At 52.1% G+C, this 21,710-nt stretch carries 18 protein-coding genes; 8 read left to right on the top strand and 10 right to left on the bottom strand.

The annotated features are described in order from the left end of the window. Position 1: 1 nt before the first annotated feature. Together CYQ09_RS13335 and CYQ09_RS13330 are read right to left on the bottom strand one after the other, a co-directional pair. Positions 2-916 (bottom strand): carbohydrate ABC transporter permease, encoded by a 915-nt coding sequence (locus tag CYQ09_RS13335; RefSeq protein WP_106745919.1) that lies wholly within the window; start codon positions 914-916, stop codon positions 2-4. Positions 917-1,016: 100 nt separating this feature from the next. Beyond that, on the bottom strand, positions 1,017-2,270 hold the full coding sequence (locus CYQ09_RS13330; protein WP_106745918.1) for an ABC transporter substrate-binding protein: 1,254 nt from the start codon (positions 2,268-2,270) through the stop codon (positions 1,017-1,019). A 148-nt stretch (positions 2,271-2,418) separates the two neighbouring features. Between CYQ09_RS13330 and CYQ09_RS13325 the strand changes: the two genes are divergently transcribed. Beyond that, entirely contained in the window at positions 2,419-3,207 is a 789-nt protein-coding gene (locus CYQ09_RS13325; RefSeq protein ID WP_106745917.1) for an IclR family transcriptional regulator, read from the top strand. 10 nt (positions 3,208-3,217) lie between these two features. Further along, positions 3,218-4,273 carry an ABC transporter ATP-binding protein gene (locus tag CYQ09_RS13320; RefSeq protein ID WP_106745916.1) on the top strand — a complete coding sequence of 352 codons (1,056 nt, stop codon included), beginning with the start codon at positions 3,218-3,220 and terminating at the stop codon, positions 4,271-4,273. A gap of 50 nt (positions 4,274-4,323) precedes the next feature. Here CYQ09_RS13320 and CYQ09_RS13315 read toward each other — a convergent pair whose 3' ends face one another. The 5 genes from CYQ09_RS13315 to CYQ09_RS13295 are packed head-to-tail and all read right to left on the bottom strand — an operon-like array spanning position 4,324 to position 8,681. Next, on the bottom strand, positions 4,324-4,722 hold the full coding sequence (locus tag CYQ09_RS13315; protein ID WP_106745915.1) for a DUF2177 family protein: 399 nt from the start codon (positions 4,720-4,722) through the stop codon (positions 4,324-4,326). Between the two features lie 45 nt (positions 4,723-4,767). Then, entirely contained in the window at positions 4,768-5,499 is a 732-nt protein-coding gene (locus CYQ09_RS13310; RefSeq protein WP_106745914.1) for an SDR family NAD(P)-dependent oxidoreductase, read from the bottom strand. Then, the gene (locus tag CYQ09_RS13305; protein WP_106745913.1) at positions 5,492-6,649 is read right to left on the bottom strand and encodes an SAM-dependent methyltransferase; all 1,158 of its coding nucleotides are present in this window, start codon (positions 6,647-6,649) and stop codon (positions 5,492-5,494) included. Before CYQ09_RS13305 ends, CYQ09_RS13310 begins: the two co-directional genes overlap by 8 nt. After that, the gene (locus CYQ09_RS13300) at positions 6,649-7,404 is read right to left on the bottom strand and encodes a DUF1365 domain-containing protein (RefSeq protein WP_106745912.1); all 756 of its coding nucleotides are present in this window, start codon (positions 7,402-7,404) and stop codon (positions 6,649-6,651) included. Before CYQ09_RS13300 ends, CYQ09_RS13305 begins: the two co-directional genes overlap by 1 nt. Further along, entirely contained in the window at positions 7,401-8,681 is a 1,281-nt protein-coding gene (locus tag CYQ09_RS13295) for an NAD(P)/FAD-dependent oxidoreductase (protein ID WP_106745911.1), read from the bottom strand. The genes CYQ09_RS13300 and CYQ09_RS13295 overlap by 4 nt, the downstream gene beginning before the upstream one ends. Positions 8,682-8,894: 213 nt before the next feature. Here CYQ09_RS13295 and CYQ09_RS13290 point away from each other — a divergent pair, with 213 nt between their 5' ends. Continuing rightward, positions 8,895-9,410, top strand: a complete 516-nt coding sequence (locus CYQ09_RS13290) for a sigma-70 family RNA polymerase sigma factor (RefSeq protein WP_239495961.1) — start codon at positions 8,895-8,897, stop codon at positions 9,408-9,410. Position 9,411: 1 nt separating this feature from the next. Next, positions 9,412-10,047: a ChrR family anti-sigma-E factor gene (locus CYQ09_RS13285; RefSeq protein ID WP_106745909.1), complete on the top strand. Its 636-nt coding sequence runs from the start codon at positions 9,412-9,414 to the stop codon at positions 10,045-10,047. A gap of 57 nt (positions 10,048-10,104) precedes the next feature. Here the strand turns inward: CYQ09_RS13285 and CYQ09_RS13280 are convergent, their stop codons facing one another. The 3 genes from CYQ09_RS13280 to CYQ09_RS13270 form a co-directional block, all read right to left on the bottom strand. Continuing rightward, positions 10,105-11,061, bottom strand: a complete 957-nt coding sequence (locus CYQ09_RS13280) for a substrate-binding domain-containing protein (RefSeq protein WP_106358478.1) — start codon at positions 11,059-11,061, stop codon at positions 10,105-10,107. Between the two features lie 96 nt (positions 11,062-11,157). Further along, complete coding sequence (locus CYQ09_RS13275) at positions 11,158-12,168, bottom strand: ABC transporter permease (protein WP_106745908.1); 1,011 nt, start codon at positions 12,166-12,168, stop codon at positions 11,158-11,160. Then, the gene (locus CYQ09_RS13270) at positions 12,161-13,690 is read right to left on the bottom strand and encodes a sugar ABC transporter ATP-binding protein (protein ID WP_106745907.1); all 1,530 of its coding nucleotides are present in this window, start codon (positions 13,688-13,690) and stop codon (positions 12,161-12,163) included. Before CYQ09_RS13270 ends, CYQ09_RS13275 begins: the two co-directional genes overlap by 8 nt. Positions 13,691-13,869: 179 nt before the next feature. Here CYQ09_RS13270 and CYQ09_RS13265 point away from each other — a divergent pair, with 179 nt between their 5' ends. From CYQ09_RS13265 to CYQ09_RS13245, 4 genes are all read left to right on the top strand, one after another. Beyond that, the gene (locus CYQ09_RS13265) at positions 13,870-14,895 is read left to right on the top strand and encodes a LacI family DNA-binding transcriptional regulator (protein WP_106745906.1); all 1,026 of its coding nucleotides are present in this window, start codon (positions 13,870-13,872) and stop codon (positions 14,893-14,895) included. A gap of 299 nt (positions 14,896-15,194) precedes the next feature. After that, entirely contained in the window at positions 15,195-17,363 is a 2,169-nt protein-coding gene (locus tag CYQ09_RS13260) for a dynamin family protein (protein WP_162617677.1), read from the top strand. A 58-nt stretch (positions 17,364-17,421) separates the two neighbouring features. Beyond that, a complete protein-coding gene (locus tag CYQ09_RS13255) occupies positions 17,422-17,778 on the top strand; it encodes a hypothetical protein (RefSeq protein WP_106745904.1) in 357 nt (118 codons plus the stop codon). A gap of 975 nt (positions 17,779-18,753) precedes the next feature. Next, positions 18,754-21,710: DUF7507 domain-containing protein (locus CYQ09_RS13245; protein ID WP_430383350.1), on the top strand; the 2,957-nt coding region annotated here is incomplete at its 3' end.

Below are 21,710 nucleotides of genomic sequence, written 5' to 3'. Positions count from 1 at the left end.
CTTAGCGACCTTTCTCGTCTTGGTACATCGACCACAGGAAATAAGCGATGAAGAACAGCATGATAAAGAACAGAACAACCGCGATGGCAGCGCCATAACCCATGCGGAACCCGTATTCGGACAGCGCTTTTTCGAACATGTAGAATGACAGCACGCGGGTTGATCCGAACGGACCACCATTGGTCATGATCGAGATCAGATCGAAGGACCGCAGCGCACCGATGATGGTCACAACAAAGGCGATGAACGTCGCGGGCTTTAGCTGTGGAACGATGATGTGCCAAAGCATCCGCCACCCTTTTGCGCCATCAAGGCGGGCGGCTTCGATTTGTTCGGGATCAACGGCGTTTAGTCCTGTCAGATACAAGATCATGCAATATGCGGTTTGCGGCCAAAGGCCCGCAGCGATGATGCCATAGGTGGCCAGCGCAGGGTCACCCAGCACGTTGATTGGACCAAGCCCGACAGCACCTAAGATACCGTTCAAAAGCCCAAAGTTTGGATCGTAGAACCATGTAAAAACAAGGCCCACGACGACTTGGGAGATCACAAAGGGAAAGAAGAACAGCGATTTGTAAATCCGAATGCCGCGCACGGTTTGATTTAGAAATAGCGCAATAAACAGACCCGCCGGGATCGCCAACAGATACAGCAACAGCCATTTCATGTTGTTGAACAGGGACACGGTGAATGCCCGGTCACTTGCCAAACGTTCATAGTTGGCTGTGCCGACATATGTCGCTTCGCCTAGGCCATCCCATTTATAGAACGACAGGCTGATGCTTTGGATGATCGGGTAGACTACATATAGCGTGAAAAACAGAATGCCCGGCAGCAAAAACAGCCAAGGCGTAATGGTCTGCCGGTTGCGATGGAACCAACTGTGGTGCGGCGCAGCAGCCGTCGTGTCAGTCATTTTCTACTCCTCAAGTCCCAAGTGCAAAAACCCGCAGCGCAGGTGCTTGCAGTTAGGTCGAAAAAGCGGGGCGGCATAAGCCACCCCGCATTTGTTGTGATTATTCAGCAGTATCCTGACGGACGAATTCAAGACGCTCTAGGATGTCGTCTAGGTTATCAGGGTAAACCATGAATTCCTGAAGGCCTTCCATGCCAGCCTTTGCCATCTCAGCCGAGAAGTCGCGGTCAAAGAACTGTGCCACGCCGCCCGGTGCGTCGTTGGACAGCATGCTAAAGCCAGCTTTGAGGAACTTGTCATCATCAACCGAAGACCCAGCGTTGACAGGCAATTGACCCAGCGCGTCACCCGCGTTGATCATTGTCTGGTTGTCCGCAGAAACGATGAAGCGCAGGAATTCACGTGCTGCTTCTTTGTTTTGCGCGTTCGCAGGAATATGGAACGTGTCTGTTGGCGCGTCTTCCGCCATTGCCACATCTGGGTTGATCACTGGGAACTGATAGAAACCAAGCTGGTCATCAGTCAGGCCACCATCACGGAAATGCGGCACCGCAAAGTTACCCATCAGATAAGCAGTCGCATCACCATTGATCATAAATGGCAGGGCTTCTTGCCAGCTGTATGTCTGGTGGTCTTCGATGAAACCGCCCATGTCGATCAGCTTGCGCCAGTTTGCGAATGTCTCGCGAACGCGGTCATCTGTCCATTCGATTTCGCCACGTGCAAGCTGCATGTGGAAATCATAACCATTGGTACGCATGTTCAGGTAGTCGAACCAACCGCCAGCAGTCCAAAGGAATTTGGAACCGATGGTGTAGCAAGCACGGCCAGACGCCACGATCTTTTCGCAGTTCGCTAGCTCTTCTTCAAAGGTCGCAGGTGCTGTTAGGCCCAGCTCTTCGAAAATGTCCTGACGGTAGTAAACACCCCATTGGTAGTAAGTATAGGGAACGCCCCACTGCTTATCATCAATAGTCATCGCGCCTTTGGTGGATGCAAGCGCTGCGAATTCTGGCTCTGCCCATAGGTCAGAGATGTCTTCGAAAAGACCAGCGTTCACATATGGACCCATACGGTTCGCAGCATACCAGTTCGCAACGTCAGGCGCGTCAGCGGTCAAAAAGTTGCGGATCTGTGTTTTGTAGGCTTCGCGGTCGATGACCGTCAGTTCGATGTCCAGATCAGGGTGCATCGCGCCAAAGCGTTCAACCATGCCTTCCATTACGGCACGCGGCGCCGGGTTCGACATGTCAGAAAATACGCGCAGTTCGCCTGATAGGCCTTCTGCAAACGCAGAACTGCTTAGCATTGTGGCGGCCAAACCGGCCAGCATCAGCTTCTTCATGGAACGCATAGTGTCCTCCCTATTTATGCTCCCAACGATCCCGTCAAAACATTTTAGTTTCATATAGTGGAACCGTATTTCTAATATTGAAACCTTAACGCGGATCGGTATAGGCTTGTCAATAGGTTCCTCGGATAACTCGGGGTAGGGAGGCCACATGCAATCGAAGGCAGACGGAACGGTAGGCAAGGCGCTCGCGGTGTTAGAACTGGTCGCGGGCTTTGAACGGCCCGTGCGCTTTAGCGAGCTGCAAGGCACCAGCGATTACCCCAAGGCAACGCTATACCGGCTGCTGCAAACGCTGACCAAACAACGGATGCTGTCGTATGATCCTGATAGTGGGACATATACACTGGGTGTACGTCTTGTCTGTTTGGCACACGCCGCCTGGAAGACCAGTTCACTGGCACCTATCGCACGGCCATATATGGATAAACTGTCTGAAAAGACGGGCGAAACCGTGCACCTTGCGCAGCTAGATCATGCGCAGGTGATCTACGTCGATAAACGCAACGCGTCCCAACCGCTGCCCATGTATTCCGAGGCTGGCAAGGTTGGTCCCGCCTATTGCACAGGCGTCGGCAAGGCGATGATGGCTTATCTACCCGAAGACCAGCTAGCAGATGTTCTGGCACAGCAATCATGGCACCGATTCACCGATGGCACATTGGCGGAAGAGGACGCTTTGCGTGCTGAGCTTGTTGCAATTCGTGAACGTGGGCACGCCTATGATCGCGAAGAACACGAGCCGGGGATCATCTGTGTGGCTGTACCGATTCGGAACGACTCTGGCCGTGTGCTGGGGGCGTTGTCGATCACGTCATCAACATTGCGCTCGTCCTTGGACAAGCTGGACAGCTTTGTCCCACTGATCCGAGATACCACTAATCAAATCGCGCGAGAGACCCAGAATTGGCGTTTCCCCGAAACCAAAGCCACCGCCTAGGGAGGGTCCAATGACCGGTGTTACGCTAAATAATGTGATCAAGAAATACGGCGACGTTCAGGTGATCCACGGGGTCGATCTGGAAATCGAAGACGGTGAATTCTGCGTGTTTGTCGGCCCATCAGGTTGCGGTAAGTCTACCCTGCTGCGGATGGTCGCCGGGTTAGAAGAAACCACAAGCGGTAAGATTGAGATCGGTGATCGTGACGTGACCCGCATGGAACCTGCCGACCGCGGTGTCGCGATGGTGTTCCAGACCTACGCGCTTTATCCGCATATGACCGTCAAACAGAACATGGGGTTCGGCCTAAAGATGAACGGCTACCCCAAGGCCGAAATCGAAGCCAAAGTTGCCGAAGCCAGCCGTATTCTAAAACTGGATGACTACCTGAAACGCAAACCCGCCGCGCTTTCGGGCGGTCAGCGCCAGCGGGTGTCTATTGGCCGCGCGATTGTGCGGGGACCCGAAGTATTCTTGTTCGACGAACCACTGTCGAACCTTGACGCGGAACTGCGCGTTGAAATGCGCGTCGAAATCGCTCGTCTCCATAAAGAAATCGGCGCAACGATGATCTATGTTACGCACGATCAGGTTGAAGCCATGACATTGGCCGATAAGATCGTCGTGCTGCGTGCCGGCAAAATCGAACAATTTGGCGCGCCGCTCGACCTGTACCGCGACCCCGACAACAAATTCGTTGCTGGCTTTATCGGGTCGCCATCGATGAATTTCCTCTCGGGCACCGTGACAAATGGCCATGTGCAGATCCCATCGCTTGACCGGACGATCGAAGTACCAATGAACCTTCCGGCTGACGGAACAGAGGTGTGGGTCGGCATCCGCCCCGAACACTGCCGGGCAGTCAAAGGTGGCGCACAAAAAGTCGAACTCTCCGAAGCGTTAGGCGGCGTCAGCCACACCCACATGGTCACGAACACCGGCGAAAAAATCGTCATCGAAGAACGCGGACTAGAGCGGATGAAAGAAGGCGAGATGGTCACTCTTGATTTCGACGCAAACGACGTCATGCTGTTTGATGCGCAAACTGAATTACGTTTACGGTGAAACGATACCGATACTCGTGTCATTCGCATGAGTATCGGTTGTTTGATGCGTCAACCAATCGCACGGACGACGCTGACACCAACCCATGCTGATATTCCAGTCAACACGCCACCCCACAGGGTATCAATGACAAGCTGTTGAACAGACCAATCGCGAAGCGTTGCGTAATTCGTGAACTCATAGGTTCCATAGGCTAACAGCCCTAGCAGCACGCCATTGATGAGCGCGGCCATCGGATCGCCTGCGCGCAATGCAGGCACGGACACGAACCACAGAACCCCAGCCACATAGCCGAGATAAAAAAGTGCTGCGGGAACGATGCGAAATGGATCTGCAAAAAGATGATCGATATGACGTTCAAAGACAGGTTTTATGAGAAGACGTAGGCCAACGGCATCAGCAGCAAAAAACATGCACGCGGTTGAAAGGTAAAGAATAATGGTCTGCATGATTTTTGTTCTTTCTGGTTGGGATGCGCAGCATCGTGGCAATGATTAACGGGTTAGGTGCCGCAACAGCGGCAATGATGCCCAGTAGGGCAGGATACTGATAAGCTTGAGGCTGTAGGTCAGGCGGCGGGGAAAATGGATTTCGAACCGTCTGGAACGAAGCCCTTTGATAATCGCGTTTGCTGCCTTTTGTGGTGTGACCATTGCCGGCATCGTGAAATCGTTACGCTGTGTCAGGCGCGTATCGACAAAACCGGGGTTGATCAGGCGTACATCGGTCACGCCTGACAATTCACTGCGCAGAGTTTGGGCTATATTGATCACACCCGCTTTGGACGCTGAATAGATTTGTCCTTGCGGTAGCCCGATATATCCAGCGACGGAGCCACATAGCGCGAGCTGACCACCGTCTTTCAGCAAAGGTTGGGCCAGTTGCGCAATATGGAAACTGCCGGTCAGATTGACGTTGACAATTTGCGCAGCCTTTTCAGCATCGATTTCCAACACCTTTCCCGGATCATAAAGCGCTGCAAGATGGACTACGCGATCCAATGGACCGATTTTTGATATCTGATCCGCTGCTGCCACGATTGTCGATCTGTCGCCAACGTCTAACGGCAGAGCAATATGCTGCGCGCCGAGTTCCGACACGAGTTGATCCAATTTTTGGGTGGACCGCGCCGAAAGAATGAGCCGCGCACCACGCGCTGCCCACTCCCGCGCGAGAGCCTCGCCGATCCCTTCAGTTGCGCCGATAATCCAAATGAGTTCAGGCATGGGCGAGTTCCACCTGAACAACATCAGTTTGCCCCGTTTTGAACGAAGCAGCGCAGATATTTAGGTAAAACCGCCAGTTCCGTAGGAAGCTTTCATCATAGCCAAGGCGTTTGATGCGATCAGACACTTGGTCAAGGCGATCGTACCATGCAGTACAGGTCGCGGCATAGTCCGCGCCAAATGCGTGATTGTCGCGCACGATTAATCCGGCCTTGGTTGCCTGATCTGCAATCACAGCATCTGACAGCAACATCCCACCTGGGAATGTGTATTGCCGGATATAGTCTGAACTACGCCGATATGTGTCAAAGTAACTATCGGGCACTGTAATCGCTTGGATCATGGCGCTACCGTGATCGGCAAGCCGTGCCTTGATTGTTGCAAAATATGTTGGCCAGTAGTTTTCTCCGACGGCTTCGATCATTTCAATCGAGACGATGCTATCGTATTTTCCACTGCTTTTGCGGTAGTCTTGCAAACGGATGTCGGCACGCCCGTCAAGGCGCGCATCAGCATAGCCCTTTTGACTGGGTGAAATTGTCAGCCCTGTGACATGCCGCCCTGTATCGGTTGCGCGCTCTGCAAATCCGCCCCAACCGCAACCGATTTCAAGCACACGTTCGGCGTTATTCAGTCGGTTTAGGATGCGGTCGTATTTACGGTTTTGCGCACGCACAAGGTCTTTGTCATCAGCAGTAAACATGGCCGAGGAATATGTCATGCCTTCGTCCAACCATAGTTGGTAGAATTCGTTCCCGACATCATAGTGCGCGCGAATGTTGCGTGCTGAGCCCTTTAAAGAATTTGAGCGCATCAAGCGATTTACGACCCGAAATTTAAGAGTTTGCCAAAATCCCGCGTAAGCGTATCCGCTAAATTGATCGAGATTCTTAAGCGCGACTTCGGCCAAATCCGCGATTGATGGGGTGTCCCAGAGGCCGGCAACATAGGTTTCGCCAAGCCCAATATCGCCACGTGCCGCAATTGCCGTTACGACAGACCAGTCTGAAATCTGCATCTCGGCTGCGGGGTTTCCGTGTCCGAAATCGAACACTTCTCCTTCGGGGGTGCGCAGGCGCAGGCTACCAGTTTCAATCTGCGCGCAGGTATCAAGAAAATCGTGTTTTACGCGTTTTGTCAGAACTAACATTATGTAACCTCGGTGTTGGGTGGTGTTGGGCGGTTTCGGTATTTCGCGCCTTTCAGGCGAAGCCGAAGCGCTTGCCAATAGATCAGAGCCTTCGTGCGCAAGCCGCCAAATGGACGGCGGAGTGCGGCACGCGCCAATCCAGTGTTTGTCATCGGCAGACGTGCGCCGGACAGCGTTGCGACGACCCCCTCATCGCCATTTTTATGAATAATGCGGATCGCAATCTGATCATGGCGCAGATCAAATCCAAATTCGTATCCGCCAGCAATCTGTTGAAACGGCGAAACATGAAGCGACTTTGGTTTTGTTATGCGCGTTTCACCGGTGATCGGCGCAAAGTCGGGTTGGTGGCATAGATACGAATGGCGGTCGCCGAATGGGGTTGAAACCTCGGCTATGACCGCGACCAGTGCATCGTTTTGCAGTGCGAGCCAGAAGCTGACCGGGTTGAACACATGTCCTAAGAACCGCGGCTGTGTCAGCAGCAATAATTGTGTTTTCCACGCTGTGAGGCCTTGAGACGCAAGTACATCACGTGCCCAGCGTGGGCCGCGACCTTTATGTAGTGCGCCGCCATGATCGCAGTCGTGCACGGATGCAAGGTTGAACCGATTACGCGAAAATAGCTGCGGCCCAGTGAAAGACGACTCTGGGTCGATCAGCACAAAATCCACGCCGTACCGAAATCCATGCCGGATTGCTCCGCGTCGCGTGTGAGTTGTCACGCCCGCGATATGTTCAGGGTTAAATGTCATGCGATTTGCCTGTCTAAAGCACGGGCGATGCGCGCCGCGCTCGCAAAACCGTCTTCGTGAAATCCGTGGCGCGTATAAGCGCCGGCAAACCAAGTGTTGTTTTCACCTTGCATCGTTTTTAACTGGGCCTGAGCGGCAAGTGCAGGCGCGTCAAACACAGGATGGCGAAAGGTCTTTTGATCATAGATCATCTGTTCGTTGATCGGCGCAGATGGGTTGAGCGAAACAAAAAGCGGGTCATCGTTGGATATGTTTTGCAGCTTGTTCATCCAGTAGGTCACACCGATTGTGGGTTCTGGCTTTGTGGTGTCGGCTTTGTAGACCCAGCTTGACCAGACTGCCTTGCGCTTTGGCATTTGGGCGGTGTCACGGTGCAAGAACATTTGATTATCCTGAAACCTAATGGAAGATAGTGCAGATTGTTCTTGTGGGGTTGGTTGTGCAATAAGCCGCAATGCCTGATCCGAGTGGCAAGCAAAAATGACCTGATCGAACCGTTGTTCTGGATGCGCTTTGGTGTGAACTGTGACGCCTTCGCTGTCGCGCGTTACGTTTTCAACAGCAGTATTCGTATGTATTGCAACGCCGTGTCCTCGCAAATGATGTTCAAGCCTACGGACGTATTCGATGCTGCCGCCATCCACAGTCCACCATTGGTGCTGACCTGACGTGCTTAGCAGGGCGTGATTACGGAAAAATTGTACCAGTGCGCGTGCGGGAAACGAACGTATCTCGGCTGGGGGCGTAGACCAGATCGCGCCACACAGTGGCATTAAGTAAAACCGTTGGAACCAATCACCCAACTGTAAGTCATTCATTAACTCGCCGATCGTCGCATTTGAACCCTCGGACATTGCTTCGGCTTGTCCATTAAACCGAAGTATGTCGCGGACCATGCGGTAAAATCCGGGGCGCAGCAGATTGCGCGGTTGGGCGGTAAGTGATGCCAACCCACGAAGCCCATATTCGATCTGTCCGTCATTGATTGACGCGCCAAAGCTCATGTCGCTTTTCACAACAGGCACATCAAGATCTTTGAACATACGGGTGAGGTGCGGATAGTTTGCGTAGTTAAAGACGATAAACCCAGTATCAACAGGCTGGTCACCGTTGCGTCCAGCGACGACAGTCCGTGCGTGCCCGCCAAGCTGTGGGGCAGCTTCAAACACTGTCACCGAATGGTTCGGCGCCAATAGATATGCAGCAGATAGGCCAGAAATACCGCCACCAATGACGGCAATGCGTTGTTCGCGATGTGGTAGTGCGTCGAGTGACATTCTGGATCCCTGCTTTATGATTCAAAAAATAATACGTCTCCAAAGAAATTTTGGATCAAAAATGATCCAACTTTCATGTAGCCCCGTAATGAGGTTATGTTGCACGTGAGCCTCGACATTGAACCAGCGGACCGAAGCTCTTTTTTAGGGCTTCAAAAGGATGTGCCAAAGGTGACGCCACCGTCCCCCAAGATTTCACCCCAGACATTATGGATGTTGGCAGTGCGCGATCAGCGTGACAAGGCTGCGTTTGCATCGTTGTTTGACCATTTTGCACCCCGATTAAAGGGGTTCATCATGCGGTCAGGGACAGGGTCAGGCCAGGCCGAGGAAATCGTCCAAGACGTTATGTTGACGGTTTGGCGTAAGGCGAGCCAATTCGATCCTGCCCGTGCGCAGGTTTCGGCTTGGGTCTACCAAATCGCCCGCAATCGTCAGATTGACATGATCCGAAAAGAAGGGCGTCCGCTGCCCGACGAATTGAACGAAAACCCAGAAACAGAACCAGATGCGAGCCAGATTGTCGCGTTAGAGCAAGAAGCAGGGCATCTAAAAAGTGCGCTTACGAAGCTCGCGCCAGATCAACGTGAGGTTATCGAAAAGGCTTATCTGGGTGAACTTACCCATCAGGAAATCAGCTCTCAGATGGGCTTACCACTGGGTACTATTAAATCTCGAATCCGGCTTGGTTTGCAGCGATTGCGCCACGAGCTGAAGGACATGCGCTAAGATGAAAGATATCTCATACCACACACCTGACGCACTTTTGGCTGCGTATGCTGCTGGTAACCTGCCGCACCCTTATGCGTTAGTTGTCGCTGCACATATTTCGCTATGTGTTGAATGTCGCGTATCATTTGAAGCCCACCAAGCCGCAGGCGGCGTTGTACTGGACTCGACCGAAGCAGTAGGTGTGTCTGATACACTGAAAACGGATATCATGGCGTTGCTTGACGCACCCGTGATATCCAAGCCTGTTCACAAGCGGTCAGGTATCTATCCGGGCCCGGTGATGGAAGCGTTGAACGGTAAACCACCCCGATGGAAGTCACTGGGGTTAGGCGTTCGGCAAAGCATTATCGCCGGTGGTGCAGACGGGAATGTGCGTCTTCTATACATCCCACCAGGGCAGGCCGTACCTGATCATAGTCACAATGGGCTAGAATTGACGCTTGTTCTGCAGGGTAGTTTTAGCGACGAAACGGGGTGTTATGGTGCTGGCGACCTTGAGGTCGCTGATCAAGATTTGCAACATACGCCGATTGCGGACGCGGGTTTGCCGTGTATCTGTCTTGCCGCGACTGATGCGCCACTGCGATTTACATCGCTTGTCCCACGTATGTTGCAGCCGTTGTTTCGGATTTAACCCCGACCTATGTGGACACAAGAGCGGAGGTTCTGTTCCGCTCTCGTTTATGCGCTCTTAAAAAGGTGAATCAGGGAAATAGAATGCTTCTGCATTTTCTGGCGTGATAAGTGTCGCGCCTAGAATATACCGTCCTGCGACTGGCCCGTTGGATTTGAACGCGGCGACAGTGACATCCATTGCAGTCGCAATCATCGATGGTGGGTACAGCACGTCAACGGGAACTAGTTCGTTGCCGTCCATGATGCCGCGAATGGTTTCCTTCATGCCTGCGCCACCCACGACGAACATGCCGTCACCGGTACGCCCTGCCTGTTCAAGTGCAGCTACAACGCCAATGGCGATGTCATCATCTTGGGCCCAAACAGCGTCGATATCAGGAAAGCGGCTCAGGAAATCTTGCATCACTTCGAACCCATCATCGCGGTTCCAGTTCGCATGTTTGTGATCCAGAACGTTGATCCCAGTCCCTTCGATTTCGGCCATAAAACCATCAAAGCGCTCGTTATCGATTACCGTAGGGATGCCGCGCAGGATGACGATATTATCGCCGGATTCTAAGCGGGTTTTCATGTATTGTGCAGACACACGGCCCAGTTCAGGATTGTTGCCTGCGACATAAATGTCTTCGATGCCCGGCTGGCTTAGGCCGCGATCAACAACGGTAATCAAGGCACCGCTTTCTTTTACGTTCAGGACTGGATCGGTCAGAGGTTCTGATTCAAACGGCAACACGACAAGCGCATCAATCGCGTGAATTGACACTAAATCCTCTAACGCGCTTGCTTGCGACGCTGGATCAGGTGAGTTGATAAGGATCAGGTCGATATCTGGATATAGCGCCTCGAGCCTGGCTTCGGCTTGTTCTGCGTGCCAGTTCATACCAGCCGCCCACGCGTGTGTTGGCGTCGGATATGAGACGCCGATCTTGATCGTGTCCTGCGCCGAAGCAGCGCTGGCAACCGCCATGACGCCACCGACCAAACCTGCGAAAATTGTTTTTCCGAAATGCATTTTATCCCTCCCATGAGATTTCTGCTGATGAAGCCCGCACCAAATTGCTGAAGGCTGTATTGCGTATCAGGTTCCTCTCCCGATGCGCTGGTTGATTTAGGTCTTGGACTTGCTTCCCCAGTCGGCGCGCTGCAACCAAACCGCGGTGATAATGATCAGGCCCTGCATTGTGCCGTTGAGGTAGTTGGAAACGAGATCGGTGAAATTCAGAATATTCCCGATGGTTGTTAGGATAAGCGCACCTAAGATCGTGCCGCCAATGCGCCCATACCCACCCTTAAGAACAGTGCCGCCGATAATGACCGCAGCGATTGCTTCTAGCTCCCACAGCACACCGGTGGATGATGATGCAGAGCCCAGCCTTGGAACATATATGACGGTTGCGAGAGCCACGCACAGACCTTGGATCACATAGGTCCATGTCTTTATTTTATTGACGTTTATGGCCGAATATTGGGCGACATGTTCGTTTGATCCGATGGCGGTGCAATAGCGTCCGAATGTAGTGCGGTTCATTAGGAACCATCCAGAAATCGCGACCATTATGAACACCCAAACTGGGATCGGTACACCCAGAATGCTTTCGTAATAAACGGGTCGATAAGTGCCGCGAATTTCAAAGCTAAGCGATAGTGTGCCACCGTCCGCGAAATAGGTCACAAGCGATCTGAAGATACCCATTGTGCCAAGCGTGACGATAAACGCCTCGATCTTACCTTTGGTGGTTAGTAGACCATTCGCAAGCCCGGCCAGCGCGCCAAGCATGATCGCACTAGCCGCCCCGATCACCACTGTCAGCGTGCCAGTGCCCAGCACATCTATCAGTGAATTCATCAGAATAATCATGACGCCAGCGATTGCGGCGGCCATGGAGCCGACCGACAAATCGATGCCTCCAGCGGTGATCACGAACGTGGCACCAACGGCGATAATCCCGATAAATGCGGAACGTGTCAGAAGGTTCGTTATGTTTCCTTCGCTTAGAAATGCGGTGTTTAGTGAAAATCCGAGGATGCATAACAATACCAAGGCAATGGCAGGGCCATACATTTTAAGGTCTATCTTTGGTTTATTGGACGCTGGTTGTGTCTGGGCGGTGTCAGGCATGCATCTTTTCCTCGTTCAGCCCTGCGGCGTATCGTACAATTTGTGTTTCGTTGATTGCGTCACCGGTAAGAGTGCCTGCAATTTGACCATCTCGCATGACGATCACACGATGACTTATCCCAATGACCTCGGGCATCTCGGATGAAATCACGACAATCGACACACCTTCGGCAGCGAGCGCCGCGATGAAGTGATAGATTTGCTGTTTTGTACCCACGTCAATTCCGCGGGTCGGTTCATCAATGATGACGATCTTTGGGTCGGCTTCCATCACCTTGGCAAGCAGTAGCTTTTGTTGATTGCCACCCGACATGTCCTTGGCCAACACATTCGGATCTCGCGCCCTGATATCGAAACGACGCACCGCACGGGCAAGCGCTGCCGTTTCTTGTTTTTTGTTAAGCATCAGGCGATTTGCGAACCGGGGCAGGGCAAGAAGCGTTAGGTTCGCCTGCATCCCTTCTTGAAGTAGTAGACCTTTACCTTTGCGGTCTTTTGTCAGGTAAACAATCCCGGCATCGCGGGCCTGCGCAACCGTTGCAAAGCGACCAGCGTGACCAAAGGTCGTGATCGCCCCATTCTGCATTGGCACTAGTCCGCATATTGCCTCGAACAGTTCGGTGCGGCCTGATCCTACCAGCCCTGAAAATCCTAAAATTTCGCCGGACCGTAGTTCAAACGACACGTTATGCACATTCTGTGTGCTTAGCCCTTCGACGCTTAACGCGACATCGGCATCAATGTCGGCTTCGGCAATTGGTGGGTAAAGATCGGAAAGTTCGCGCCCCACCATCATCCGTGCCATTTCATCTAGCCCGAGGCCCTTGGTCGGGCGAGTTGCGATCCACTGACCATCGCGCAAGATAGTCACGCGGTCTGAAATTTCACTGACTTCATGCAGCTTGTGGCTGACAAACATGATCGCGACGCCTTGCTTGCGCAGTCGATCAACCTGAGCAAACAATATACGTGTTTCTGCTTCGGTCAGCACCGCGGTTGGTTCGTCCATGATCAGAACGCGGGCGTTGCGGCTCATCGCTTTGGCGATTTCGACCATCTGTTTTTGGGCAATGGATAACTGCGAAATCCGCGTATCTGGCGAAATGTCTAAACCGACGCTGACCAAAATCTGAACCACACGTTTATGCATAGCCGATTTGTCTAAAATACCATTCTTGGCGATCTCCCGTCCAAGAAAAATATTCTCGGTGACGGTCATCTGTTCGGCCAAATTCAGTTCTTGGTGGATAAGTACGATCCCCAGCGCCTCGGCCTGACCGTTTCGGGGCAGGGTAACAGGTGCGCCATCGTAAAATATGCGGCCTGACGTTGGGCTATGAAAGCCCGACATGATTTTCATCAATGTCGATTTTCCCGCACCATTTTCTCCGATAAGCGCGTGAACTTCGCCGGCCTTTAAATCAAAACTAACACTGAATAGAACGGGTACCGTTCCGAATGATTTGCTAAGCGACTCCGCGCGAAGCAACACATCCGACGTTATCGGATTTTTGACCAACATAGACCCTCCCCGATCCATTACTGCCTCCCGCAGCGAATCTCATGTAAACCTTTACATCGACTTATGTAAAGGTTTTCATTGGGCGGTTACTTCGCTATCCTGTCGATAATTGGACAGGGAATGTGAAGTTGCGAAGCCGCAGACAAACCCCTGCATGAGGCAAACGGTAACAATCAAACGTGCACAATCACCCCAAAAAACCGGCAACAATCGAAGACGTCGCACGCTTGGCCGAAGTTTCAATTGCGACCGTTAGCAGGGCGATTTCAAAACCTGAAAAAGTCGCGGAAAGTACCCGGAAAAAAGTGAACGCTGCGATTGCTCGGACGGGATACACTGCCAATGCTATGGCGCAAAATCTACGCCGCCAGCGATCCCATATGGTTCTTGTTTTGGCGGAATCCATATCAGACCCCAATTTCCCGGGGATACTAACAGGACTGGAAAAGGTGGCCAATGCGCGCGGCTATGGTGTGCTTATTGGGAACACCGACGGTGATGTTGCATTAGAAGAAAAATATCTACGTTTTCTATCCGCCGGAACCGCAGATGGGTTGATTTTGCTAACAGGTCACTTGCCAGTTGCAGGTTGGCCCGAACAATCAAAGACGCTCATTCCGCCAGCGGTCGCGGCAGCTACGCCTGTCCAGCATGACAATATTAGCTATGTCTGTACCGATGACCGGGCAGCGGCGCGGATTGCGACCGAATATTTGATGTCGTTGGGCCATAAGAGGATCGTTTATGTCGCTGGCCCAAAGGGGAACGTGCTGTCTGAGCGTCGCCTTCAAGGGTACTGTGATGCGCTTAGCCAAGCGTCAGAGCCGATGTCGATTTGGAAGATCGACGGTGATGGAACCAGTTTGGGTGGGCGGGCAGCTGTTGAACGGCTGTTTATTAGGGACACCCTGCCAACTGCATTCTTTTGCTTTAATGACAACACTGCAATTGGTGTGATTGGTGCGCTTCAGGATCGCGGGTATGATGTGCCTGATGATATGTCGGTCGTCGGATTCGATGACATCCCCTTTGCCAGTAACATCACACCTGGGCTTACGACCATCCGGCAGCCGCGCAGCCAGATCGGCGAATATGCGATGACCGCGCTGTTGGATAGACTAGCACAACCTAACGCGCCGACCGAGGGCAAAGAACTACATGGCGATCTTATTGTAAGAAGTTCGTGCTCAGTGCCAAAAGCGTAATGCTTGCGGTGAAAGCGCATTCTGCTTTCGGCGCTATTTAATTGTCAGTCTAATTACACCCTGCATTGTTTTGGCAACTTTGGAGCGCGAATTCAACATAAAACCAGTGTTGGGAAAAGTAAGCGGAAGGCTTTGAAGTGCAAACCTGTTGATTGTCTGCATTAAATAAATACACGTCAGGGTGGAAAAAATATTGCCTTAACCAAAAAGCTATGTGTGAATGGAGTGGTGTTCGATTGAACAACGCCTGAAGCTTTGGGCGTCTGTTTAAGAGGGCACAAGATTAGTGAGGTAAGTCTGTGCATTCCCAAAAAACGTCTGAAGATATGCAGTCTGAGGTTGAGAGCCTTTTGAAGTTTTGTTTATCTGACGGGTACTTTAACGGCGAAAAGGCGTTAAGCCATGGCGATGGTAAACTGCATTTCAATTATAATCGGGAATATCTTGGCAATTTGTTGGCGCGCCTAAGAGAGGCCGTTGCATTACTATCGCATGACCGGGTTTTGGCTTTGATTGAAGAGCTAGACAATTTGTCGATAGGTGTATCGCTTATTGGGCAAGTGAAAGCAGGTAAAACTGCGCTGACCAATGCGCTGATAGGCAAGCCTGAAATGTTACCCTCGGATGTTAATCCTTGGACTTCGGTCGTAACGTCTGTCCACATCAATACCCCAAAGCCTGCTGGTAAAGCGGCGGTGTTCAATTTCTTCACGACCCAAGAATGGCTGAATATGGTCGAGGTCGGAGGTACTTTGGGGGAAACGGCCACGCGCAGTGGCTTTGATGAAGAAGTGGATGAAATGCATGCGCAAATACGTGAGATGCAACAGCGGACCGAGTTGCGGCTAGGTCATAACTTTGCATTGCTTATGGGGGGAAAACATAGCTTTGTGGGTTTTTCGTCCGAGATGCTTCGGAAGTATGTGTGCCTTGGCGACGAGGGGAGCGCCACGATACCCGATGGTCGTTACGCCGACGTGACAAAATCAGCTGATATTTATATTGATAGCGCCAGCTATCGGGTGCCCACGATTATCCACGACACACCCGGCGTAAATGATCCTTTCCTGATGCGAGAGGCAATTACTCTTGATAGTCTAACCGGGACAGATATTTGCGTGCTGGTACTAAGTGCGCAGCAGTCATTCAGTACCGTCGATGTGGCGTTATTGCGCACGATCCGATCCATGAAAAAAAGCAGTATAATCTTTTTTGTGAACCGCATCGATGCATTAGACAATCCGACAGAACAGATACCTGAAATCGATAGCTTTATTCGTGACGTTTTGCGTACCGAAGAATTATCACCTGATATACCGATTATTTTCGGCAGCGCAGCTTGGGCTGAGATGGCCGTGTTCGGAATGTCTGAGACCGTCGGCGCCGCGTCGATTGATTGTTTAACCGATCTTGCCGCCGCGCGTTTGGACAATCAGAATGACGTCAATAGCAGCCCAGATCCTATAGGTACATTGGCGCACACGGTGTCAAAAACGAGAGACCTATCGGGGCTGTTTGAACTGCGGAAGTTAGTCGAAACAAAGAGCATCAGTGATATCGCTGTTCCTCACATGGCAGGGATTGCACGTCGGGCTCTTGATATTGCGCGCACCTCGAAAGTATTCCTTCAGCAAGTTGATGAAACAAACTGGGTGACGCCTCCTAGCTTTGACATGGACGCTGCAATTGCCCGGCTTGAGACCATACAAGACGAAGTGACCGAAGCTGTCGCAGCGGAAACCGAGGCTGCATCGAATGCGATGACCGAAAAGATGTCTAATGCATATCAAGCATTCTGTGACCGGGAACAGGCTGCGCTTGAAGCCGAGCTTTCTGAGACCAAACGCGCGGATGGCTGGACGCCACAAATCGAAGGTTTAAGGCGATCGCTTATTGCGACTTATTCTGATTTCGCACGTGAAACACCGCCTAAGGTCGATGCGATCTTGGCAGATGCAGTCCAGCAAGTGCAAAGCCTATATAACAGTGCACTTGGGAATTCGGTTCAGCTTATTGCTGTGGAGCCACTCGAGACACAGAGTCTCAAAAACCCGGCCTGCTTAATGCGGACAATGCCGTTAGATATTACGTCGAATTGGCTGCGCGGGTGGCTGTCAAAAAGAGCGAAGCGCCCGTCCTATATCCGTAAACTTCGGCAGCTTGTGGCGGCAGAACAGCGGCAGACGCTGGAAGAAATTCAAACAGCGAATGTTGCGGACTTTATGTCCGAAAACAACATGCTGATCGACGGGTTTTTCGAAGAGCACATGCATGGTCTTCGAACCATCGCGATGTTGAATGATCAGCAAAAGCGTGACGAGGCGCTGCACGCGCTTGGCATGGAAGAAAAGATAAAACTGCGAATAGAAAAGCTGAGGGAGATCATAGACGAACTGACTACGACTTTAGAGCGCTTAGCGCTGGCGACTTCAGGTGATCTCACCGGTCGCGAGCAGGCGGGCGAATAAACGATGTGACACCACTCACAGAACGAACTGTCATCGTGAAACCAAGAAGGGAAATATTATGGCGAATGTGGATATCTCTAAACTTACCGAGGTCGGCGGCTTTATCGGTGCTTGCCTTGTTGATAGTGAAACCGGTTTGATGATGGCATCCGAAGGGGGCGGTGCGCTTGATCTCGAGGCGGCTGGCGCCGCGAACACAGAGGTCGTAAAGGCCAAGTTGTCTGCGATCGAAATGCTGGGCTTGGATGATCATATCGACGATATATTGATCACATTGGGCAAGCAGTTTCATTTGATCCGGCCATTGGATCAGACCCCGACTGTTTTTCTGTACGTCGCGTTAGATAAAAAACTGGCCAATCTAGGTATGGCGCGTGTGCAGGTGAAAAACGTGGAAAAAACACTAAACTTGTAAGCCAAGAGACCAGCGTGATTATCGCAGGGCGCAATTAAACCGTTGCGCGCTGCGTTTCTTGATCGCGCGTTGTATCGAGTGCTTGGAAGTGTCGTTTTTGCAGCCTGCTTCATGGAGGCACCATGAAAAAATCCCTTTTTTTAACGTAGTTTTGAGAACTGACGTCTTTGAACCGTCTAGGGTGTGGGTGGCAGAAACCCGCGCAAATAGTGATGATGACTATTTAGTATTGCATCCTATCCGTTCGGGTAGGGGGTGGCGCTTTAGATACCATGTAGGGTTGCGTGTCGTGGGCTGTTTTTGAGAGGTCCGTCGTTATTTTTTTCATGTACATATTTTAGCTAAGTTGTTTATTTTTAAACATGTTTTTGAGATCTATCGTATCTAGGTATTTCGACTTTGAGACGGATTTGATTAAAAGTGTCGCCAAGCTTTTGACATATTTGCCTAAATTTTGCCCTTTGCTGTAAAGAATTCGATCTGCGATAACTCTCCCAAGGGGCGAGCGCGTTTGGCTTTCGGTGACTAGCTTTGCTGTTTGCGTCTTAGAGGGGTTTTCGACACGGAATTTAGCGTTTTGGGACGCGATAGGTACGGGTTGAAAAACGTCTCGCTTTTTTAACGAGTTCTTGAATGGCGATGTCATTCTTGAAGTAATGAGGACGTGCTGATGTTATGCGCCCGCTTCGCTAGCAACGATACATTTGTGTCTGGTTTCCGGATGGCAGTCTGGGATTTGGCATTTGCTAAGCCTTCCCGCTTTCACGCGTCGGTTGGCAAAACCATGCGTCTGCGCGAATTTTACACGTCTCTTAACTGTCGTTTTGTGTTGGGCGCGCTCCGGCGTATTGCCCGATCTGGCATGCCTCTGCATGAACATCTACGCCGATGTCGACCTACTTACCTGCCACTCACCGCCACTACTAAAACAACGAGCCAGTTTTCCAGTTTGAAGTTCCTGAACGAGGGCGCATTATGATACAGCAAAATATTTCCCTGAACCTTCTATCACTGGTCGGTCTCGTTCTTCAAACGACCCGCTCCGCCTTCATGGCGGTTTTCGTGTTTGTTCTGGCGACCATGCTCTCTGTATCGGTGCCCACGTCATCAAATGGATGGTTAAGCGGATTTAGTTCTGCGGCGCATGCGCAGAACGCGGATGGTGACGCTCTGACTGATATTTTCGACACTGATGATGACAACGATGGTATCCGCGATGGCGACGAAGGCGGCACTGCCACATCATACGTCTACGCCCCGACTGATGGTGATATTCAGGCGATCCGCAATACTAACGCGAACGGCTCCCCTGTCCTGTTGCCTTTGACAATCGGTGGCAGCTCATCTTTGCCATTTGGCGGCGTAAACCTTCGCTGGACAAGCGGCGGCGGCGGGTCTGCAAATGGTTGGGGGCGCTTTTCGCCCCCAGTGAACCCGATGAACGTGAACCTTCTGGGGGTGGATACAACGGTTCAAACGCCTTATATTGATATTGTTGGTAACATCCCACGTACATTTTCGCTTGATTTTGGCGCATCTGCACAGGGTATTAGCACAGCAACAAGCCAATATGTTTTCGTGCTTGGCGTTGCCGGTCTTTCTGGCGAGGACGGCGGCCCAACTGAATTTGTTACCGATGTTCAACTGACAACTGTTGCCTCAGGCGTTGCATTCAACTGGGTCGCGCCTCCACATCAGTATTCATTGCTAAATGGCGTAGAAAGCGACCAAACTGGGCTAACTGGGAATGTCATTGCGACAAACACAGCAAACACCACAGGCGATATTCGCGACAGTCCGGTGGATCAGTACACATTCTATGCGATCCCTTCGACCAGCAGCTTGGTGAATGTCACAATCAACCAACCAAACCCGGCAAGCCGTGATCAATTTGGTTTTATCTTTGGTGTAATCGAACTGAGTGCGCCGGATACCGACGGTGACAATGTTGCCGATACGCGCGATCTTGACTCTGATAACGATGGTATCAGTGATATTTACGAGGCGGGTTCTGCTGCTGTACGTGCGCTTGACACAAACGGCGACGGTACGATTTCTACATCTGAAAGCGCGGACACGGATAACGATGGTCTGTCGAATGGCGTCGAAGCAATTTTTGGTGAAGACACAGGTGTTACTCCCGTCAATAATGACACTGATGGTATTGCGGACTTCCGTGATCTTGACAGTGATGATGACGGCATTCCAGACGCCGTCGAGGGCCGAGCAACGACCGGTTATGTCGCGTACACAACCCCGGTTGGCGATGCGAGCGATAGCGATAATGATGGTGTTGTCGACATTTTTGATACGTCACTTGGGTTTGGCGGAACCATTGCGACGTTTAATGCACCGTATGATGATGGCGATGATACAGACGGAACGCCCGACTTCCTTGATGATGATAGTGATGGGGATACGATCCTTGATAGCGCTGAATCAGGAACAATTTCTGCACCATCATACGCAGACCCTGATGGGGGCGTAACAACAACTTATGCTGACCTTCAAAACGACCAAGGTAACCTGACAGAAGTAGACTTCCGTGCGATCGAAGATGCCGGAATTACCGTGACGAAAACGGCGACGCTTAATGATGGCGGAGACGGTCGTGTAGACGAAAATGACACGATCACCTATAGCTTTGTTGTTAGAAACGTGGGTAGTTCAAACCTGACAAATATCACGGTTAGCGATCCAAAGGCCACGATGTCTGGTGGCCCAATTGCACTGCTAACACCTGGTCAATCTGACACCGGCACCTTCACGGCAAGCTATTCAATTCAGGTCGCTGATATCGATGCAGGTAGCTTCGCGAACACAGCAACTGTTTCAGCAACAACGCCGTCCGGTGGGACGATTAGCAGTCTGTCGGATGATCCAAACAACGCAGATGACATCGATGGTGACCTTGATGGGTATCCGGACGATGAAACCGTTGTGACGCTCACGGCAGCGCCTGCGATCAGCCTTGTTCTGACGGATGATACCTCTGCACTCTCGAGCCCTGTGGCTGCGGGTGATGTGGTGTCTTATACCTACACGGCGACCAACGACGGCAATGTGACGCTGACGGGTGTTGCGCTTGATCCGACGATCACGGATGCGGATGGGAACACGCTGGTGCTGACCTCTGGTCCGACCTTTGTGAGCGCGGATGCGGGTTCAGCGGATGGCACATTGCTGCCGGGCGAAGCCGGGACCTACACGGCGACCTACGAGCTGACGCAATCTGACATTGACGCGGGCGGCATCAGCCAGACGGCGGATGTGGATGGCACAGCGCCTGATGGGACAACTGTGGTCAGCGATACGTCGGATGACCCTGCGGATGCGACCGGTGCGGATGACGCGACAGCGACTGCGATCACGGCAGCGCCTGCGATTAGCCTTGTTCTGACGGATGATACCTCTGCACTCTCGAGCCCTGTGGCAGCGGGTGATGTGGTGTCTTATACCTACACGGCGACCAACGACGGCAATGTGACGCTGACGGGTGTTGCGCTTGATCCGACGATCACGGATGCGGATGGGAACACGCTGGTGCTGACCTCTGGTCCGACCTTTGTGAGCGCGGATGCGGGTTCAGCGGATGGCACGTTGCTGCCGGGCGAAGCCGGGACATACACGGCGACCTACGAGCTGACGCAATCTGACATTGACGCGGGCGGCATCAGCCAGACGGCGGATGTGGATGGCACAGCGCCTGATGGGATCACTGTGGTCAGCGATACGTCGGATGACCCTGCGGATGCGACCGGTGCGGATGACGCGACAGCGACTGCGATCACGGCAGCGCCTGCGATTAGCCTTGTTCTGACGGATGATACCTCTGCACTCTCGAGCCCTGTGGCTGCGGGTGATGTGGTGTCTTATACCTACACGGCGACCAACGACGGCAATGTGACGCTGACGGGTGTTGCGCTTGATCC

This window comes from Yoonia maritima, from assembly GCF_002933395.1.
GTDB classification, from domain to species: Bacteria; Pseudomonadota; Alphaproteobacteria; order Rhodobacterales; family Rhodobacteraceae; genus Yoonia; species Yoonia maritima_A.
The sequence above is the reverse complement of the archived record's forward strand: the minus strand, read 5'-3'. Positions and strand labels throughout refer to the sequence as shown.

What these genes read in the sequence shown, in the direction of transcription:
- CYQ09_RS13300 (WP_106745912.1), bottom strand. Translation starts at nt 7,404, where the DNA reads ATGACATTTAACCCTGAACATATCGCGGGCGTGACAACTCACACGCGA.
- CYQ09_RS13270 (WP_106745907.1), bottom strand. Translation starts at nt 13,690, where the DNA reads ATGTTGGTCAAAAATCCGATAACGTCGGATGTGTTGCTTCGCGCGGAG.
- CYQ09_RS13330 (WP_106745918.1), bottom strand. Translation starts at nt 2,270, where the DNA reads ATGCGTTCCATGAAGAAGCTGATGCTGGCCGGTTTGGCCGCCACAATG.
- CYQ09_RS13305 (WP_106745913.1), bottom strand. Translation starts at nt 6,649, where the DNA reads ATGTTAGTTCTGACAAAACGCGTAAAACACGATTTTCTTGATACCTGC.
- CYQ09_RS13285 (WP_106745909.1), top strand. Translation starts at nt 9,412, where the DNA reads ATGAAAGATATCTCATACCACACACCTGACGCACTTTTGGCTGCGTAT.
- CYQ09_RS13290 (WP_239495961.1), top strand. Translation starts at nt 8,895, where the DNA reads ATGTTGGCAGTGCGCGATCAGCGTGACAAGGCTGCGTTTGCATCGTTG.
- CYQ09_RS13280 (WP_106358478.1), bottom strand. Translation starts at nt 11,061, where the DNA reads ATGCATTTCGGAAAAACAATTTTCGCAGGTTTGGTCGGTGGCGTCATG.
- CYQ09_RS13335 (WP_106745919.1), bottom strand. Translation starts at nt 916, where the DNA reads ATGACTGACACGACGGCTGCTGCGCCGCACCACAGTTGGTTCCATCGC.
- CYQ09_RS13275 (WP_106745908.1), bottom strand. Translation starts at nt 12,168, where the DNA reads ATGCCTGACACCGCCCAGACACAACCAGCGTCCAATAAACCAAAGATA.
- CYQ09_RS13320 (WP_106745916.1), top strand. Translation starts at nt 3,218, where the DNA reads ATGACCGGTGTTACGCTAAATAATGTGATCAAGAAATACGGCGACGTT.
- CYQ09_RS13310 (WP_106745914.1), bottom strand. Translation starts at nt 5,499, where the DNA reads ATGCCTGAACTCATTTGGATTATCGGCGCAACTGAAGGGATCGGCGAG.
- CYQ09_RS13255 (WP_106745904.1), top strand. Translation starts at nt 17,422, where the DNA reads ATGGCGAATGTGGATATCTCTAAACTTACCGAGGTCGGCGGCTTTATC.
- CYQ09_RS13315 (WP_106745915.1), bottom strand. Translation starts at nt 4,722, where the DNA reads ATGCAGACCATTATTCTTTACCTTTCAACCGCGTGCATGTTTTTTGCT.
- CYQ09_RS13295 (WP_106745911.1), bottom strand. Translation starts at nt 8,681, where the DNA reads ATGTCACTCGACGCACTACCACATCGCGAACAACGCATTGCCGTCATT.
- CYQ09_RS13325 (WP_106745917.1), top strand. Translation starts at nt 2,419, where the DNA reads ATGCAATCGAAGGCAGACGGAACGGTAGGCAAGGCGCTCGCGGTGTTA.